The organism is Paenibacillus sp. N22P23 (assembly GCF_059383735.1).
This window is the reverse complement of the sequence record NZ_JBXENT010000004.1, coordinates 211,642-230,252: the sequence shown is the minus strand read 5'-3', so window position 1 is coordinate 230,252 and position 18,611 is coordinate 211,642. Positions and strand designations below refer to the sequence as shown.

Genomic DNA, 18,611 nt, shown 5'->3' with positions numbered 1-18,611 from the left:
GAGAAAGTCGCTTCCCGAAGTCTAACGGTTGCCAGAGAGCCTAATCTTCGTTTTTGCGGCGGCCCCAAATTGTAACGGTTGCCAGAGAAGCTATTTCGCGATTTAGGTATGGTATCCGCCTGTAAAAGGACAAATAAGGTCTCTGGTAACCGTTAGAGTCAAAAAAAATGAAATCGAATCGTAGAGACGCTATTTGCAGGTTTGCGGGCGGAAATAGGGGGATTTTGACCTTATTTGCCCCCAAAAACACGTTTTGGAATGCTAATCCTACAGGTCTTATTTGCTCCAAAACCACTGCATTTCTGCTGAATTCTGCTAAATAAGGCTTCTGTGATTCGTTAGAATATCGGAGGTGCCCATTTCTACAAAATAAGGCCTCTACAATTCGTTAGAGCAGCATGCCCTGGACACCTGGGTCTTAGCAGGAGGTGTTCACATGGGTGAGCAGCGGCAAAGGCAGCATACTAAAAAGAAATCATCGTTTGTAAGCCAACTTATCGAACAAAACAGCAGGCCTACCAGGAATATATCGCTACATCGAGTTTTTCAACACTTGACAAAGCTCCATACGATTCGTTAGGTTCCTGGTGGCAAGAAATCCTGCCATATAAGCGCTCTCCCAACCTTTAGAATACCACCCCTCCGCCTTGGGATGGGGATTGTATTGTCGATTCGTCAAGCCTCTGGAGACGTGGGCATTGGAGCGAAAGATAGGTGAAGGTAGTAGAGTTCTCTACATGCTGAGAGAGAGCCGCTTGGCTCCCTCTATTGTCAAGATTATGTCCAGCAGAGGTTTAATTGCTTGCGAGGTCCTTTCGTTCGTCGAGGTATTTTAGTATAGCGGCAATGGATTGCTCAATCGTTAATTGTTCCGTATCAATAATGAGCTCAGGTGCGCTTGGGATGTCATACTGCCCGCTAATCCCCGTGAAGTTGGGGATCTGTCCGCTTCTTGCTTTAAGGTACAAGCCTTTTGGATCTCTCTTCTCGCATTCCGCCAGCGAACATTTTACGTAAATTTCGTTGTAATCCCCCGGTTGAAGCATTTCTCTGACCATGAGACGGTCTTTCTCACTTGGAGAGATAAACGCTGCCAGCACGACGAGTCCGGCATCCACGAACAACTTAGAAATTTCACCGATTCTGCGAATGTTTTCTTGGCGGTCCTCATTGGAGAATCCGAGGTCGCGATTAAGTCCATGCCGAATATTGTCCCCATCGAGTACGTAAGATGCAATTCCTCTAGCATACAGTTCCTTCTCCAGTGCAAACGCCAGCGTCGATTTTCCGGAACCCGATAAACCCGTCAACCATAACGTACAGCTTCTGTGACGATTCCTCTTCTGACGATCATCCCTGGAGATATTGGAATTGTGCCATGTAATATTGTCGCTCTTATGATCCAAAGTTTGCTCTCTCCCTCCAAAACCTGTACACCTCATTATTTAAACGTAGAGGAAGTACTCGAATCAACTAGGAACGTCAAGAAATCGGGTAGATTTGAAAAAATTGGGTTGAAAGCGCTGTAACTGTTGATGTATTCTGGAGGTATATCGAAACGTTTCAATGGAATGAGAAATGATCTGTGAGAATAGAGCTTGAGGGAGAGGGATTTCGAAGTGAACACATCATCCGTTTATAAAGTAGCTTTTATCGGCTGCGGCAAGCGTGCACATGAACATGCGATCGGTGTACAAGCCGACAACAGACTTGAGGTAGTTGCATTGTCCGATATTTCAGCTGCATCGGCCGAAACGCTGAATACTGAATTTGGTTTTCAAGCAAAGATCTACACCGATCATAAGGAAATGCTGGAGAAGGAGAAGCCTGATGTTGTCCTGATCTGTCTTTGGACACCTCTGCATTTATCCGTTTTCCGCGATTGTGCGGAAGCAGGCGCCAAAGCCGTTTTGTGTGAGAAGCCGATGTCGGCAACTTGGGGCGAATGTCAAGAGATGGGCCGGATCGCAGAAGAGCTTGGCTGTCAGCTGACGTTCTCGCTTCAACGTCGTTTCGCTAAGGGCAATCAAACGGTACGTCGTCTCATCAAAGAAGGCAAAATCGGTCAACTGCTTCGTCTTGATCTCTATTCACCGCCTAATCTACTCGATTGCGGTATCCACACCTTTGACCAAGCAATTAGCTATATGGAAGAAACGCCTGCCAAATCAGTGCTTGGGGCAGTCGATACGACCGAAATTTATAACTGGTTCAACGTGCCTTCCGAATGCGGCGCGTCAGGACAAATCCTCTTCGCCAATGGCGTTCAAGCCAGCCTCTATTCCGGCTCCATCGATACTTGGGAACCGAATGAGGATATGACGAAGATCTGGGCGGGCGTTCGCATCATTGGAAGCGAAGGCTTTATTGAAGTCATGTGGGACGGGCAAATTGTTAAAGCAGTCAACTACGAGGATCCTTCTTGGAAGGTCGAGATGGAATTGTCCTCGATGTCCGATCAGATGATCGGGTATGTCCGTCATGCGATCGATTGTCTGGTTTCAGGTGAAGAACCTGAAGCGTCGCATCAGAAGGCAACACGCGCTTCGGAAATTATTTTTGCTGTATATGAGTCGGTGCGCCGCAATGCACGTGTAGAGCTTCCGCTTACCGGCGTTACGGACAGTCCTTTCATCACAATGCTTAATGACGGCCACTTCGCCAAATAAAGGAGCGGGAAACTAGCCATGACAAGACCGAAGCTTGGATTAATTGGAATCGTTCATGAAGAAGCACAGCAAGACTACTGGGGCACGATGAAGCGCGTAGCGGAGATCGGTTATAAGGGGATCGAGGGCAGCGGCGAGCTGCTCAAAGGAGATGTCGATGCGAATGTCGCACGTTTCCATGAATTGGGGCTGCAAGTGGCGACACATAGCGTCCTCAGCAAGGATTCACTTCGTGATGAGAAGGAAATCGATCGCCTGATTCGTGAGGCACACGCCCTGCAAACGAAGGATGTTACGTTCTGGTGGGACGTAGTCGATAATAGAGAGCAGCTGCTTCGCGATGCTGAATTGTACGATGCTGCAGGCGCACGTTTTGCGGCTGAGGGTCTAAGATTCTGCTATCATAACCATGCGCATGAATTTGAGAGAACGTTCAATGGCGTATACTCGCTGGATATTCTAGCTGAGCATACAGATCCGAAGAATCTCTTCTTCCGTATGGATGTGGCTTGGATTACACTGGGCGGCGCAGATCCGGCACATATCCTTCGCAAGATGGCGGGCCGCGTACCGGCGATTCATTTGAAAGATGTCTATGGTACTGACGAGGTCGGAAAGTGGACAGCAGTCGGTACGGGTTTAGTGAAAATTCAAGAGTCCATTGATGCGGCTACTGAAATCGGCGTGGAATGGATGACAGTTGAGCAGGATCAGCTCCGTAACCTTACGGGTATCGAGACTGCGACGGTCAGCTATTTGAACTTGAAAGAAAAAGGCCTGCTCTAATTTGTCCTCACATAGAACGAAACCAAAGGCCACCGAGGTAATCGGTGGCCTTTGGCTGTCGATAGAGCCCCGACGGGCTTAAATCTCATCTCGCACGCCTCAGCTTGCCTTGCGAGAAAATCTAACGAATCGTAGAGGTCTTAATGGGCTGAATTTCGGGGCTTCGAGAATCTAACGAATCGTAGAAGCCTTATTTGGGGATAATCAGCTCCCAACACCTCCAAAACCTTCTAATAGAGCCCCTACGATTCGTTAGAATTTTTTCGAAGCCATAAACGGGCAAATAAGCCCCGTACGATTCGTTAGAGCATTCCGCACTTTCAAATAACACAGGCCACCGAGATAATCGATGACCTGGTGTTTTGTTATGAGGTAGAAGAAGCTAGAAGAGCGAGTAATTGTTCCTGTTGTTGCTCGGATATCGCAAAATACTGCTCCCCAGGGAGATACTCGTTATTTTTAAAAGCAAAAGGAACTGAGCTTTCAACAAAACCTGAAGGCTCTCCTTCTCTCAGCCATACTAGGTAATTGAATCCGTTTCCTGTTTTGGAGTCAATCCGAACATAATAGTTCGGCTCACCGGTTTTACCATCAACCAGCTTTCTTTCATTAAAGGGCACTAAGATGCCTTGAATGGATTTATTCGTTTTCTTGTCATGGTCTGTTAATCGTTTCGTCTGTGGGTTTATCGACCAATGTGCGACTAGATTAGAGTGAGAGTCAAACATTCGAACAGCATAAACTTCATTACCCAATAATGAGGGATATTTATTGATGTAATTTATCGTTTTTAAACTGATTACAGCAACAATCACAAAAACGGCTAAGAGCCAAATCCATTTTTTCATCGTGGTTCCTCTCGCTGCTACTGCGTTCATTCCTGCATTCTACGGGATGTAATGAGGAAATTCAATGCTGAATGAATGGAATTCCAAGCAGCCAGTTGCACACTTTTTCCGCTAAGCTGCGTCTAGTAAATAGGAGAATGACAGAATATTGGAAAATGAGCGGGGGGAAACAACTACATGTTCAAACGGATCGCAGCCATAGCTGCAATGACGCTTACAATGACGGGATTTGCCTGGGTGGGGCATGGACAGGCTGAGGTGTCTACCGCCAGTAAACCAACCACAGTTGTACAAAAGCCCGACGAGGAGAAGCTATATCGCGTCGAATTGAATGGGAAATACGGGCTGATCAATAGTAAAGGCGAGCAGGTCGTGGCGCCGCTATACGAAGGAATTTGGTACGACGGCGAACCGGGGAGTCCTTATGTCATCACGAATCTTGCAGCGAAGAAGCAGACGTACTTTAGCCCTGCGGGAGACAAGTTGTTTGACTGTGCGCTGAATACCTGCGGCTTGATGTACGACGGACGAACCCTATTTTCAACAAAAATCCAAGGGGCTAATGGGAAATCCGAGCTTCGATTAGGCTTTAAGGACAGCCAGGGGCAAATCGCGATTCAACCGATCTATGTAATGGCGTTCAATTTCTCGGAGGGGCTGGCTCGCGTCAATCTTGGCAAAGCTTCCGGGTTCATTGATACGAAAGGCAAGTTGGTGATTCCGTATCAATTCAGCTACACCGCAGATTTCTCAGAGGGAATGGCAGTCGTTAAGCTGGCCCTGAATGGCAAGTTTGGCTATATCAACAGATCGGGGAAGCTCGTGGTGTCTCCGCGGTTTACTCATGCAGAGTCGTTCTCTGATGGAGCGGCAGTTGTATATGAGAATGGCAAATATGGTTATGTCGATAAAGCCGGGGAGTATGTGCTGAAGCCGCAGTTCTCCATGGCGCAGCCTTTCTCGGAGGGGCTGGCGTTTGTAGAGCGCAATGGGGTTACCTTCTACATTAACAAGAAAGGACAGAAGGTGATTCAGAATATAAAAGCAGGAGGAACCTTTTCCGGCGGACTGGCACCGGCAAGCACTGGGCAGAAATATGGTTTTATCAATACGTCCGGCAAGTTTATGATCAAGGAGCAGCTCGAATGGGCGGCCTCGTTCGCCGGGGAGCTGGCGGAAGTTTACTTGAATGTGCCGGACTCCCGAGACTATATCCGTGGTTACATCAATCGCAGCGGGACAATCGTCTGGCCGCCGCAGCAATGAGTCACCGATCCAGTAGCCGCTTACTTCCATCGACATGGGAGTAAGCGGTTTTTCCATGCACCTATGAAAAAATAAGTTGTATAATAGAGATGGCTGAAAGCGATTTCAAGGGGGTGGAGCAGGGTGATTAACTTGATGATTGTCGATGATGAAGAAACGACGCGTGATAGTTTGATGGAGTTGGTGCCCTGGTCCGATTGGGGAATTACGGAGGCACATTCGGCGGAGAACGGCATTGCGGCGCTCGCGCTTGCGGAGAAGTTCAAGCCGTCGATTTTGCTAACAGATATTCGCATGCCGAAGATGAATGGAATCGAGCTGGCACAAAGGGTCCGCGACCTTTATCCGGAGTGCGAGATTGTATTTCTTAGCGGCTTCTCGGACAAGGAGTACTTGAAATCGGCCATCCAATTACATGCTGTCGATTATTTAGATAAGCCGGTCGACATGGAGCAATTGAAAACCCTGTTCGCAGCAGTGGTGAAGAAGATTGTAAATGCGGCCAATAAAACGGTAGATATCCAGTACCGGCGTGAAGAAATCGTTGTCGATTTAATCTGCAACAAAACAGATCTATCCGCCCTGATGGATCGTGTCGACTCTGACATTCTGCCGTTAACGAAAGGTGAACCCTACCGCGTCTATACGTTTCTGTTTAATTGGTCGTCTTCGGCAGCAGAAGACGAGAAGACGCTGATCAAGCAGCGAATTCTGCTGCTGTTGAATCAAGACCCGGACTACACGGATCGTAGATATATCGCGGGATTCGTGGGAGATAAGTGTTTGGCGATCATTGCGAATGATGATGCGACACCACAGCAGACAAAAGCAGAAGCATTCGCCCAGCGTTTGCTGGATCAGATTGGGGAGGCTTCCTTAGGTGCCTATTCGCTATCTGCCGGCTGCAGCAATCAAACTGCCCGAACCGATGAATTCTCCATCCTATACAAGGCCGCGTCCGAAGCAGCGAAAGGTCAATTTTACGCCGGGACGAATCGGATTTATTTTCCGAATTCCGCTGCGCCTGCTTGTTATGAGCTGGATAAGGCCATCTATGTCCGCTATAAGAAAATGCTCAGAAGCGACCCGCCTGTGGCCATCGTCGCTTATGTGAATCAGCTGACAGAGATGATCGCCGCTGCCGGGGATCCCGATACGAACAAGATCAGAAATCTTTATTTCAATCATTTGCGTATTCTGTTTGAAGTGACCATGCAGTGGGATGCGGCCGATTCCGCCGATGAGCAAGAAACCACGTATATGTGGCGTGAAATCGATACGCGCATCACGCTTGGCGAGCTTGCCGAATTTCTGCTGTCGAATATCGAAATGACGATGCAGAAATCGGAGAACAAGGCAGGCGGCATCGAGAAAATCGACGAGATTAAGAAGTATATCGCAAGTCACTACGACAGCAATCAGCTGTCGATTCAGACGATTGCGCAGCATACGTTTCTGAGCCAAACGTATTTATGTGCTTTCTTCAAGAAATCGACCGGCCTTACGCTGAATGAATTCATTACGGAGCTTCGAATCGAGAAAGCGAAGGAGCTGCTGCAGGACCGCAATAAGAAGCTGTACGATATTACGACCGAGATTGGACTCACGGATACGAACTATTTCTCGACGCTGTTCAAGAAATATACGGGCTCCACACCATCCGAGTATAGGATGAAGCAACTCTATGAAAATTAACATCTACCGCGATTTGAAAATGCATTACAAGCTTTTCCTGCAATATTTGCTGCTGCTTGCGATCCCGTTCACCTTGTTTATTATCGTGAACTACCGCATCTCGTCTAAGGATCTTGAGTCGCAAGCGAGGTATTCCTCCCGGCAAGTGTTCGAACAGAGCCGATCATTTATGGAGTTTAAGCTTTATGTCGCCAAGAACTTCCTGACCATTCTGGCCTCGAATGAGAAAATCCAAGATATTTTGCATCGGAACGCCAGCTATTATTTCAATAGTTACGGGTTGTGGAGCTTTGATGTCGAAGGGATCCGCAAGCAATTTTATATTACGAAGCCAAGTGAAGATATTGTCAAAACAAGCTTATATACGTCTCAGGCCGTAGCAAGCACGAACGAAACTGATGACGTGATGAGCACCAATCGTATTGTGAATACATCCTGGTACGCGAACCTGAATAAGAGCAGCACCACCTTTGAGATTTTCCCAAGCGATATCTTGCTGAACGACTTGCAGACCGACAAATTACATACGTTTACGATTGCACGGAGTATCTTCGATAACGAAAGTTTCCAAAATGTCATCGGCGTGCTTAGCGTCGATATGCCGAAGAGCATATTCGAATCCATTCTAGATCGTGTAGCGTTTACGAAGGAGTCTTCCGTATTCCTAATCAACCAAGACGGTGAGGTTATGGTCCATTCCTCTCATGCGAATGCCGGCATGCTGTCGTTCAAGTCCGACATTCTGAAAGTGAATACGACCGATCAGTTCAAGGATGGCGTCTGGGGCAAGCGGAGTTTCGGCAATGCAGAGTATTTGGTTGGTGCACAGATGGTTGCGGATACGGAGTGGTATTTGGTTAGTTTGACGCCGTATAAGGAAATATTGGGCTCGCAGAAGAAAGCAATGAAGCAGATGCTGTTCATTGCCTTCTTAATCGCGATGTTCTTGCTGCCATTAGCCTTTCTGGCCGCCGCGTCCGGGACGCGCAGAATCCGCAGCTTGATCGCTCAGATGAAGAGCGTGAAGCAGGGAGATTTCGACCTTCATATCCAGCATGAGGGGAAGGACGAGATCGGGGAATTATCGCGAAACTTCAAGTCGATGATCGCCAAGGTCGCCCAATTGCTCGATGAGAAATATGCGCTGGGCCAAGAAGTGAAGTCGATGGAGCTCAAAGCGCTGCAGGCGCAGATCAATCCGCATTTTCTCTATAACACGCTCGATCTGATCTACTGGAAGGCGATGCGAATTCAAGAGCAAGGCATCTATGATCTGGTTCAATCGCTGTCCAAATTCTATAAGCTTAGCTTGAGCAAAGGGGAGGACATCGTCTCCTTGCGCAATGAAGTGGAGCACATTGCCGCCTACATTGACATTCAGAACGCCAGATTCAAGAATGGCATTACGCTGTCGATCGATATTCCGGAAGCGCTGTATGATCATCCGATGCCCAAAATCACGCTGCAGCCGCTTGTCGAGAATTCAATCATTCATGGCATTCTGGAGACGGAAAGTGAGACGGGTACGATTACGATCAGCGCCATTGCAGTCGATGGCAGGCTCGTGATCAAGGTCAAGGATGACGGGGCAGGCATCTCGCAGGAGAATTTGGATCGCATCTTCAATATGGATCGAACCGACCCTTTCCATGGCTATGGAGCAAACAATATTAATAAGCGTATTAAGCTTCTCTATGGGGACGAATATGGCCTAACTTATCGGCGCAATGAAGGTCCCGGAATCACAGTCATGATCGAGCTGCCGTGGTAAATCTTAGGTCACATTTCCGCGCCGAGTCCGCGAGATCCCATTGACAACATTTGAACCGGCGTGTGACAATTAGAGATGAATCGAAAATTACAACTGAAAGAAGTGGGTCGCGATGAAGTATTGGCGAAAGCATAATACGGGACAATCGCATATCCCCTTTTCAAAAAGGGACCGCGTGGAAGCTTAAAGCTTCCGCTCGGTCCCTTTCTTATATTAAAGCAAGAAAGGGGATCACTTGAAATGTTAGTCGCCGAACAACAAGAGAGGGGTGTTGACATGACGCCTATCGTACTGGATGGAAAGAAGCTAACGCCTGAAATGGTCATGGAAGTGGCGTTGGAGAATAGAGCGGTCGAATTGTGTGCGGAAGCGGCTGTGCGTGTGAATAGCTGCCGTGAAATGGTGGAGGAGCTCGTTGCCACCGGTAAAGTCGTTTATGGAGTAAGTACGGGTTTCGGTAAATTCAGTGATGTGCATATCTCGCCTCAAGACGCTGCAAAGCTGCAAATCAACTTAATTCGCAGTCACGCCTGCGCGGTAGGCAGCCCTTTGCCGGAGGCGACGGTGCGAGCACTTATGCTGCTTCGCGCCAATGCGCTGGCCAAAGGCTATTCCGGCATTCGTCCGGTCACGCTGCAACTGCTGATCGATTGTATCAATCTAGGCGTACATCCCGTTGTACCTGAGCAGGGATCGCTCGGTGCCAGCGGTGACTTAGCACCGCTTTCCCATCTTGCGCTTGTGCTGATGGGCGAAGGGGAGGCTTTCTATCTCGGGGAGCGGCTTCCCGGCGCTGCTGCGCTGGCCAAAGCAGGACTTCAACCCATCACCTTGCAAGCCAAAGAGGGATTGGCGCTCATCAACGGCACCCAGATCATGACGTCCATCGGTACCCTTACCTTCATGAAAGCGCAGCGGTTGGCCCGAATCGCAGACGTGATCGCTTCGCTCACATTGGAGAGCTTGCGCGGGATCCCGGAAGCATTCGCTGAGGAAGTACATCTCGCGCGGCCTTATCCCCAGCAGATTGGCGTAGCTAGGAATCTCAGGACGCTGCTACAAGGCAGTAAATTAACGACTCGGCAAGGGGAAATCCGGGTTCAAGATGCTTATTCGCTTCGCTGTCTGCCGCAGGTGCATGGCGCTACTCGCCAAGTGCTTGATTATGTGCAGGATAAACTGACCATCGAAATCAATTCCGCTACCGATAATCCGCTCCTATTCCTAGAAGATGGGCAGGTCATATCGGGAGGCAATTTCCATGGTCAGCCGATTGCTTTTGCGATGGATTTTCTGAAGATCGGCATGAGCGAGCTCGCGAATATTTCGGAGCGTCGAACCGAACGACTCGTTAATCCGGCGTTATCCTGCGGTCTGCCCCCTTTCCTTAGCCACAATCCGGGCATCGGATCAGGCTTGATGATCACGCAGTATGTGAGCGCATCGCTCGTTTCGGAGAATAAAGTGCTCGCGCATCCGGCAAGCGTAGATTCGATTCCATCATCGGCTAACCAGGAGGATCATGTGTCCATGGGGACAACGGCCGCCAGACATGCGGTACAGGTGATTGACAACGTTTCCAAAGTACTGGCGATCGAATTGATCTGCGCTGCTGAAGCAGCCGAGTTTATCGGGGCACACGGGTTAGCGCCCGCAACTCGCGTCCTATACGAGAAGCTGAGAACCCTCGTTCCACCGGTTGTAGATGACCGTTCCACTTCAGCAGATATCGAACGAACGGCGGCCGCTTTGCTGTCCGGCGAATTTCTGGACGCGGTGGAAGCCATTACCGGACCGCTATATTAACCAATCATGTTCTACGGGAGGAACCGATATGACTACGAATAAAGAGCAAAAGCGTGTAATCCGCGCCCCGCGTGGTACGGAGCTGTCTTGCAAGGGTTGGGTGCAGGAAGCAGCCCTCAGGATGCTGATGAATAACCTTGACCCTGACGTTGCGGAGCGTCCGGAAGAGCTGGTCGTCTACGGCGGTATTGGTAAAGCGGCACGCAATTGGCCTTCCTATGATGCCATCGTGCGTGAGCTGCAGCGATTAGAGAACGACGAAACGCTGCTGATCCAATCCGGGAAGCCGGTCGGCGTATTCAGAACGCATGAACGCGCCCCCCGCGTCCTGTTGTCCAACTCCGTACTCGTTCCGAAATGGGCAACTTGGGAGCACTTCCGCGAGCTGGAGCAGAAAGGGCTGATGATGTACGGTCAAATGACTGCGGGCAGCTGGATCTATATCGGGACTCAAGGGATATTGCAAGGGACGTATGAAACCTTTGCCGAAGCGGCTCGTCAACGCTCAGGCGGTACGCTCAAAGGCACGCTCACTTTGACGGCGGGGCTAGGCGGCATGGGCGGCGCGCAGCCCTTGGCTGTCACGATGAACGAAGGCGTCGTTATCGCTGTCGAAGTCGACCGTGCGCGCATTGAACGACGCATTCAAACGAGGTACTGCGATGTTCTCGCGGAAACGCTGGATGAAGCCTTGGCACTGGCGTACAAAGCGATTTCAGATGGAGCAGCGCTCGCCATCGGCCTATTGGGGAATGCGGCTGACATCTATCCGGCGTTTGTGCGTCGCGGCATCAAGCCGGATTTCGTGACGGACCAAACCTCCGCTCATGATCCGTTAATCGGTTACATTCCGGCGGGATATTCCTTGGAAGAAGCGGCAGCACTGCGAGCGAGTGATCCGGAGCAATACATGAAGCTGTCCAAGGCAAGCATGGCAACTCATGTTCAAGCGATGCTCGATTTGCAGCAACTTGGCTCGGTCGTGTTCGATTATGGGAACAACATCCGTCAAGTCGCGTTTGATGAAGGGGTAGCGAATGCATTCGACTTCCCCGGCTTCGTGCCTGCCTACATCCGTCCCCTGTTCTGCGAAGGCAAAGGCCCATTCCGGTGGGCAGCGCTCTCCGGCGACCCGGAAGACATTCGTAAAACAGATGAGCTCGTTCTCCGCATGTTTCCGGAGAATGATCATCTCCGCCGCTGGATCGAGATGGCACGCGAGCGCGTAGCGTTCCAAGGTCTGCCGGCACGAATCTGCTGGCTCGGTTACGGAGAACGGGAGAAGTTCGGTCTCGCGCTTAACGAGATGGTGAAGAACGGCGAGTTGAAAGCACCGGTCGTGATCGGCCGCGACCATCTGGACTGCGGCTCCGTGGCATCGCCGAACCGGGAGACGGAAGCGATGAAGGACGGATCCGATGCGGTTGGCGACTGGGCGATTCTGAATGCGCTCATCAACACATCGGCAGGGGCATCGTGGGTATCCGTCCATCATGGAGGAGGCGTCGGCATGGGCTACTCCTTGCATGCAGGCATGGTTGTCGTTGCCGATGGTACCGATGAAGCAGCTGAACGCCTTCGCTGCGTATTGACATCAGACCCGGGAATGGGCGTGATCCGTCACGTGGATGCCGGTTACGACGAAGCCATCGATAGCGCGGAGAAACACGGAATTCGCATCCCGATGCGTGATTAACCTAAAGGAGCGTGACGATCATAGAACGGATAGACTTACTATTGACAGGAATCGGCCGTTTGGTAACCCCTATCGGGAACGCGCCTCGTTACGGGATAGAGATGAAGGAGCTCCGGGAGATTACGAATGCTTCGATCGCCATTCAAGGCGGCCGAATTGCGTCTGTTGGTTCCGAAGAGGAAGTGACTGATCTGCTGCAAGGCGCTGAAATTGCGCAGACGCTGGACGCTCGCGGTTGTCTGGTCACGCCGGGTCTCGTTGATCCGCACACGCATCTGGTACATGGCGGTTCACGCGAGCATGAGCTCGCGCTCAAGCGATCAGGCGTCCCTTATTTGGATATTCTGGCACAGGGCGGAGGCATCTTAAGCACCGTTCAAGCTACCCGGGCGTCAAGCGAGCAGCAATTATATGAGAAGGCGTATCGAAGCCTCGACATTATGCTGCAGCAAGGTGTTACGACGGTGGAAGCGAAGAGCGGTTATGGCCTTACTTTAGAGGATGAGCTTAAGCAATTGCGTACGGCGAAACGGCTGAACGAAACCCATCCGATTGACGTTGTTTCAACGTTCATGGGTGCTCATGCGGTGCCGCCTGAGTATAAAGGCAGGACTCAAGATTACGTAGATCTCGTTTGCGACATGCTTCCGGAAGTGGCGAAAGAAGGGCTGGCTGAGTTTTGCGACGTTTTTTGCGAACATGGGGTTTTTACCGTGGAACAGTCTCGCCGTATTCTGCTTGAAGGGCGGCGGCATGGCTTACTTCCTAAAATTCATGCCGATGAAATCGAATCGCTCGGCGGTACTGAATTAGCGGGAGAAATCGGCGCGATTTCCGCAGAGCATCTGCTGGCAGCATCCGATGAAGGCTTGCGCATGCTTGCGGCAAGCGGCGTCATCCCGGTGCTCCTGCCCGGCACTTCGTTTAACCTTGGCCTAAACAAGCACGCTCGAGCACGGGAGATGATCGACCAATTCAATCTGCCGGTGTCCTTGTCAACCGATTACAATCCGGGATCCTGTCCGACCGAATCGATTCAACTTGTAATCATGCTAGCCTCGCTAAATTTGAAGATGACGCCAGAAGAGATTCTGACGGCCTGCACGATCAATGCGGCAAACGCGATTGGCAGAGGCGATCAAATCGGCTCGATTGAGGTAGGAAAACGCGCGGATCTAACGCTATTCGACGCGCCGAATCTGGCCTATCTGCCCTATCATTTCGGCATTAACCATACGTATGGCGTGATTAAGGGCGGGAATGTCGCCGTTTGGAACCGGCAAATCATGGCCTCGCAAGCATCGAAGGAGGGGACGCTGCCATGAGCCAGGAGATCCCTTTCCTGAGAAGACCTGATCAGGCCGTGTTTAGAGATCATCTGGAGACCAAGGTCGCTCATTGGATTCGAGAGTGGGACGGCAAGGAGCAATTGCTGGCGGGGATCATCGGTATACCGCTTTCTAAGCCATCGATATCGATATCCAGCGCCTCGACGACACCGGCAGCGATCCGCACGGCATTCAAGTCGTTTACGACCTACTCGCTCGAATATGACGTTGATTTGCAGGACATGGCCGTTCGTGACCTCGGCGACATTCAGATGCACGTGACGGACATCGCGGAATGCCACCGTCGCATCGAGGAAAGCATGAATGCGATCTACGGGGCTCAGCCGTCACTAGTTCCGATCATATTAGGTGGGGACCATTCGACAAGCTGCCCTTCCATCAAAGCTTTCACCAAGCGTTATCCAGGCAAAAAAGTGGGAATTATCCATTTCGACGCTCACCATGACGTACGCAATTTCGAAGACGGCGGCGTCACGAATGGCACGCCTTTCCGCGGTATCTTGGAATCGGGCGTCGTAGAAGGGCGTAACATCGTGCAGATCGGCATCCGAGGTTTTATGAATGCGAAGCCGTATCACGATTATGTAAAGAGTAAGGGAGTACACGTGTTTTCCTCGCGAGACGTGCGTCGCATGGGCATCGATCCGGTCATCGATCAGGCGCTCGCGCTTGCCGGCGACGGAACGGAAGCGATCTATGTGAGCTTCGATGTAGACGTCATCGATCAAGCCTTCGCGCCAGGCTGTCCGGCAATCGGGACAGGGGGGATGAATCCGTGGGATGCGCTCGATGCGTTATATCGTCTGGGAGCTTTGCCGCAGGTGATGGGGATTGATTTTGTTTGCATTGATCCATCCGTCGATGTGCGTAATGTGACTTCACGTCTTGCCGTACAGTTTATGCTAAGCTTCTTGGCAGGAATGGCAACTCGCCTAGCGTGATCCGCCGATAGTGGCAATTGAGAGAAGGATTCGGAGCTTACTAGAATTTACCGAAAGAGCATTCATGCTCGGATGGTGAATTCCAGTAAGCTTTCTTTATGAGTAGGACTTCATGTTGCGTAAGATTGCAAAGATTTCGTAATATTCTCTCGTAGCATAGATTATGAAAACGCTTTATTATGAAAGCGTAACCAACAAACGACATTCGGTAAGAGGTGGATGAATGCAAAGGGTTCTGAAGAAAAAAGGATTCCTATACGAGATTATGAAAAACCGTATTCTCTATCTGATGTTTTTGCCCGTCGGGCTCTACTTTCTCGTACTGGCTTATCTTCCGATGCCGGGTATCGTCATCGCGTTCAAGGAGTATTCTTACGATGGCGGCATCTTTGGAAGCAAATGGAATGGAATCGAAAACTTCAAATACTTCTTCGAATCCGGCAAGCTGTGGCTCGTTACGAAGAACACGGTGCTTTACAATCTCGTGTTTCTGACGGTCAGCACGATTCTATCGGTTATCGTCGCCATCTTAATTGCGGAAATGGTCGGCAAATACTTCAAGAAGACGGCGCAGACGTTCATGTTTCTGCCGTACTTCATCTCCTGGGTTACCGTCTCGGCGTTCTTCTACAATATCTTCAACTATGATTATGGCGCGCTCAACTCGTGGCTGAAGTCGCTCGGCGCAGAGCCGATCGACATCTACTCGAATCCGAATATATGGCTTTTCCTCCTACCGCTATTCTATGTATGGAAGGGAATCGGCTTCTCCAGCGTGCTGTACCTATCGGCGATTATGGGAATCGATCATGAGAGCTACGAATCCGCCAAGATCGACGGCGCGAATTTGTACCAACGGATCTGGTACATTACCATTCCGATGCTGAAGCCGACCATCATTACACTGGTTCTGCTCGGACTATCCAGAATCATGCGCGGAGAATTCGATATGTTCTACCAACTTATCGGCGACAACGGTCTCTTGGCCGACACGACGGACATTATCGATACGTTTGTCTTCCGATCCCTCATATTCGCGAACGACTTCGGCATGGCTTCCGCCGGCGGCGTGTACCAATCCGTTCTTAGCTTCTTCATTATCTACGCGGTAAACTGGGGCGTTAAGAAATGGAACAGCGATTATGCGCTCTATTAGTCACTCTCGGTTCGAGCAGGGAAGGCGGTTCAAGTCTATGAAAATGGGAAAAGACGTCATCACCTTTAATATCATCGCATTCATCGTCGTAGGTTTCATTGGCATCGCAACGATATTGCCATTCGTCATGCTGCTTGTGGGATCCTTCCAATCCGAGAGCTCGATCCTGCAGTATGGATACTCGCTTCTTCCGCGGACATTTGACCTCGGCGCTTATAAATTCATTTTTCTGGAGCCTGAGAAGATCTTCCACAGTTATCTGGTCACGATATTTCTTACGATAGCAGGTACCGGAATATCCATCTTCTTCTCCTCGATGACCGCTTACGTTCTAGCCAGAAAAGACGTGAAGTACCGCAATGGGATGGCCTTCTACCTCTTCTTCACGACCTTGTTCAGCGGCGGCTTAGTGCCGTACTACCTGCTGATGTCCAACTATCTGCAGCTCAGAAATACGATGATGATTCTGCTCTTGAACGGGATGTTTAACGTCATCTACATCCTGATTCTGAGAACTTATATCGCGAACAGCATTCCGGATTCCATCTCCGAATCGGCGAAGATCGACGGGGCAAATGACTTCTCCATCTTCATCAGAGTCGTGTTCCCGCTGCTCAAGCCGGCGCTCGCATCGATTGGGCTGTTCATCGCCCTCGGGTATTGGAACGATTGGTATACGGCAACGCTGTTCATTACCAAAGACAACCTGTTTCCGCTCCAGTATACGCTTTACAGAATTTTGAGCTCCACGACCTTCGCGAAACAGATGCTGCAGAATAACGGGGCTGCATCCGCCATTGAACTGCCGCAGCAAACGGTTAAGCTCGCGCTGACAGTCGTCGCGACAGGGCCGATCGTATTCGCTTACCCGTTCGTTCAGAAGTATTTTGTTGCCGGTCTTACGATCGGGTCTGTCAAAGGATAGGTGGGTTTGGTTAATTCCGCTACGCGGCGGTTTAACATAGTTCATTCAATAATTGGGAGGTTAAACAAAGATGAGCAAGAAATCAAAAGCACTAAGTCTTGGTTTATCGCTAATGCTCTGCTTGATGTTAATCTTGTCCGCTTGTTCCAAGAATGACAATGGCAACAAAGACACAGCTAACAACACGCCTGCCAATGAGACGAAGAACAACGCAGCGGCCAGCAACACGGACAACAGCGCTGCGGCCGACAACACAGCTGCCGACAACGCAGAGAAACCGCAATTGGATAAAGTGACGTTGAAATTCGTTCTTCTCGGCGAAGCTCCGAAGGATAACGAAGCGGTCATGGCTGAAGTCAACAAGAAGCTCGAAGCAGACATTAACGCGACCATTGAATTGACTTATATTCCATTTGCAGACATTAATACAAAGTATCCGCTCGTACTGGCTTCCCCGCAGGATTGGGACGTCATCTTCGGTAACGTCAACTACGGCTCCAACGCTTCCAAAGGCGGTTATCACGAAATTACGCTAGACGACGTAAACAAGTTTATGCCATTGACGGCATCGGCTACGTCCGAAGGCCAATGGACGGATGCCCGCGTAAATGGCAAAATCTACATGATTCCGCAAACGTTCAAGGAATTGGACGTTGGTACAGGTTTCATCCGAGAAGATCTTCGTAAAAAGTACAATGTACCTGAAATTAAAACCTTCAAAGACCTAGGCGCTTACTTCCAAGCGCTGAAAGACAATGAGAAAGGGATGCTTCCTGTCGACGGTTCAGCCTCTGATATTCAAGGCATTTTCGGCGGCTTGATGAAGAACTACGTGATTAAAGAAGCTCCATATATCACCGGTTTCTTCCCGGATGATACGAACTACACGATTACGGGCTTGCTCGACGATGCGTTCAAAGCGAAGTTTATCGATGCTGCCAAAACGATGAAGGATTGGGCAGACAAAGGGTTGCTGCCTAAGAACGCTTTCGCACAGAAGACAGCTGCGGCTGACCTTGCCAAAGAAGGCAAATCCGGCTACTGGGCGAATGCCTTCGAGAACTATGCGCAATACAGTTCCGATATGATCGCTAAAGGCTGGGAGCTTGGCGCAGTCAATAACCTGACGGACAGCGGCGTCGTCATGACTCGTCCTGCTACCGGTAACGGTTTTGCATTCTCGCCGAAAACGAAAAACTACGAAAGAGCGCTCATGGCGATTGACCTGCTGCACCAAGACAAAGCGTATAACATGCTGCTCGCATTCGGTATCGAAGGCAAGAACTATACGCTTAATGGCGACGGTAAGCTGGTTGTCGCTCAGGCAGATCCGAATCCGTATCCGATGTACGGTGCGGGCTGGTGGTCCAACAACCGTGACCAATGGCCGCCGCTTGAGAGCTATACGCAGCAATACATCGACACGAAGAAAGCGCTGCTTGAGAAGGCGCAGCCATTCCTGCTTAACGGATTTAACATCGACACGACAAACATCAAGACGGAGCTTGCGAATATCGTGAACATCGACAAGCAATACTCTGCACCGATTCAAATGGGTCTTGTTAAAGACGTAGACGCCGCAGTAGCTGACCTGATCGAAAGATACAAGAAAGCCGGCGCAGAAAAGGTATTGGAGGAAGTGAAGAAGCAAGCAGCGGAATTCGTTGCATCGAAGCAAGCGCAATAATATAACGGAAGAGGGT

The 18,611-nt window shown here is 50.1% G+C and carries 14 protein-coding genes; 12 read left to right on the top strand and 2 right to left on the bottom strand.

Features of this window, described 5'->3' with window-relative positions; all coding sequences use genetic code 11:
- Positions 1 to 794: 794 nt before the first annotated feature.
- A complete protein-coding gene (cysC, locus tag AC506A_RS19165) occupies positions 795 to 1,406 on the bottom strand; it encodes an adenylyl-sulfate kinase (protein ID WP_495462607.1) in 612 nt (203 codons plus the stop codon).
- Positions 1,407 to 1,619: 213 nt separating this feature from the next.
- Here cysC and AC506A_RS19160 point away from each other — a divergent pair, with 213 nt between their 5' ends.
- A complete protein-coding gene (locus AC506A_RS19160; RefSeq protein WP_495462606.1) occupies positions 1,620 to 2,669 on the top strand; it encodes a Gfo/Idh/MocA family protein in 1,050 nt (349 codons plus the stop codon).
- Positions 2,670 to 2,687: 18 nt separating this feature from the next.
- Positions 2,688 to 3,455: a sugar phosphate isomerase/epimerase family protein gene (locus AC506A_RS19155; protein WP_495462605.1), complete on the top strand. Its 768-nt coding sequence runs from the start codon at positions 2,688 to 2,690 to the stop codon at positions 3,453 to 3,455.
- Positions 3,456 to 3,820: 365 nt separating this feature from the next.
- On the opposite strand, the gene AC506A_RS19150 is transcribed toward AC506A_RS19155, so the two are convergent.
- Complete coding sequence (locus AC506A_RS19150) at positions 3,821 to 4,303, bottom strand: hypothetical protein (protein WP_495462604.1); 483 nt, start codon at positions 4,301 to 4,303, stop codon at positions 3,821 to 3,823.
- Positions 4,304 to 4,480: 177 nt separating this feature from the next.
- Between AC506A_RS19150 and AC506A_RS19145 the strand changes: the two genes are divergently transcribed.
- From AC506A_RS19145 to AC506A_RS19100, 10 genes are all read left to right on the top strand, one after another.
- Positions 4,481 to 5,569: a WG repeat-containing protein gene (locus AC506A_RS19145; RefSeq protein ID WP_495462603.1), complete on the top strand. Its 1,089-nt coding sequence runs from the start codon at positions 4,481 to 4,483 to the stop codon at positions 5,567 to 5,569.
- A gap of 123 nt (positions 5,570 to 5,692) precedes the next feature.
- The gene (locus AC506A_RS19140; protein ID WP_495462602.1) at positions 5,693 to 7,264 is read left to right on the top strand and encodes a response regulator; all 1,572 of its coding nucleotides are present in this window, start codon (positions 5,693 to 5,695) and stop codon (positions 7,262 to 7,264) included.
- Positions 7,254 to 9,035 carry a sensor histidine kinase gene (locus tag AC506A_RS19135; RefSeq protein ID WP_495462601.1) on the top strand — a complete coding sequence of 594 codons (1,782 nt, stop codon included), beginning with the start codon at positions 7,254 to 7,256 and terminating at the stop codon, positions 9,033 to 9,035. The genes AC506A_RS19140 and AC506A_RS19135 overlap by 11 nt, the downstream gene beginning before the upstream one ends.
- Positions 9,036 to 9,311: 276 nt before the next feature.
- A complete protein-coding gene (hutH, locus tag AC506A_RS19130; RefSeq protein ID WP_495462600.1) occupies positions 9,312 to 10,841 on the top strand; it encodes a histidine ammonia-lyase in 1,530 nt (509 codons plus the stop codon).
- 28 nt (positions 10,842 to 10,869) lie between these two features.
- Positions 10,870 to 12,537 (top strand): urocanate hydratase, encoded by a 1,668-nt coding sequence (hutU, locus tag AC506A_RS19125; protein ID WP_495462599.1) that lies wholly within the window; start codon positions 10,870 to 10,872, stop codon positions 12,535 to 12,537.
- 20 nt (positions 12,538 to 12,557) lie between these two features.
- Positions 12,558 to 13,862, top strand: coding sequence for an imidazolonepropionase (gene hutI / locus AC506A_RS19120; protein WP_495462834.1), 1,305 nt, complete (start codon positions 12,558 to 12,560; stop codon positions 13,860 to 13,862).
- Positions 13,859 to 14,827: a formimidoylglutamase gene (gene hutG, locus AC506A_RS19115; RefSeq protein ID WP_495462598.1), complete on the top strand. Its 969-nt coding sequence runs from the start codon at positions 13,859 to 13,861 to the stop codon at positions 14,825 to 14,827. The genes hutI and hutG overlap by 4 nt, the downstream gene beginning before the upstream one ends.
- A gap of 223 nt (positions 14,828 to 15,050) precedes the next feature.
- Positions 15,051 to 15,983 carry an ABC transporter permease gene (locus AC506A_RS19110; RefSeq protein WP_495462597.1) on the top strand — a complete coding sequence of 311 codons (933 nt, stop codon included), beginning with the start codon at positions 15,051 to 15,053 and terminating at the stop codon, positions 15,981 to 15,983.
- Positions 15,984 to 16,020: 37 nt separating this feature from the next.
- On the top strand, positions 16,021 to 16,908 hold the full coding sequence (locus AC506A_RS19105; protein WP_495462596.1) for a carbohydrate ABC transporter permease: 888 nt from the start codon (positions 16,021 to 16,023) through the stop codon (positions 16,906 to 16,908).
- A gap of 70 nt (positions 16,909 to 16,978) precedes the next feature.
- On the top strand, positions 16,979 to 18,595 hold the full coding sequence (locus tag AC506A_RS19100) for an ABC transporter substrate-binding protein (RefSeq protein ID WP_495462595.1): 1,617 nt from the start codon (positions 16,979 to 16,981) through the stop codon (positions 18,593 to 18,595).
- Positions 18,596 to 18,611 lie beyond the last annotated feature (16 nt).

Bases quoted from the DNA above. Each gene is read 5' to 3' on its own strand.
- hutU (WP_495462599.1), top strand. From the start codon at position 10,870: ATGACTACGAATAAAGAGCAAAAGCGTGTAATCCGCGCCCCGCGTGGT.
- AC506A_RS19150 (WP_495462604.1), bottom strand. From the start codon at position 4,303: ATGAAAAAATGGATTTGGCTCTTAGCCGTTTTTGTGATTGTTGCTGTA.
- hutG (WP_495462598.1), top strand. From the start codon at position 13,859: ATGAGCCAGGAGATCCCTTTCCTGAGAAGACCTGATCAGGCCGTGTTT.
- AC506A_RS19145 (WP_495462603.1), top strand. From the start codon at position 4,481: ATGTTCAAACGGATCGCAGCCATAGCTGCAATGACGCTTACAATGACG.
- AC506A_RS19135 (WP_495462601.1), top strand. From the start codon at position 7,254: ATGAAAATTAACATCTACCGCGATTTGAAAATGCATTACAAGCTTTTC.
- AC506A_RS19100 (WP_495462595.1), top strand. From the start codon at position 16,979: ATGAGCAAGAAATCAAAAGCACTAAGTCTTGGTTTATCGCTAATGCTC.
- AC506A_RS19110 (WP_495462597.1), top strand. From the start codon at position 15,051: ATGCAAAGGGTTCTGAAGAAAAAAGGATTCCTATACGAGATTATGAAA.
- AC506A_RS19105 (WP_495462596.1), top strand. From the start codon at position 16,021: ATGAAAATGGGAAAAGACGTCATCACCTTTAATATCATCGCATTCATC.
- AC506A_RS19155 (WP_495462605.1), top strand. From the start codon at position 2,688: ATGACAAGACCGAAGCTTGGATTAATTGGAATCGTTCATGAAGAAGCA.
- hutH (WP_495462600.1), top strand. From the start codon at position 9,312: ATGACGCCTATCGTACTGGATGGAAAGAAGCTAACGCCTGAAATGGTC.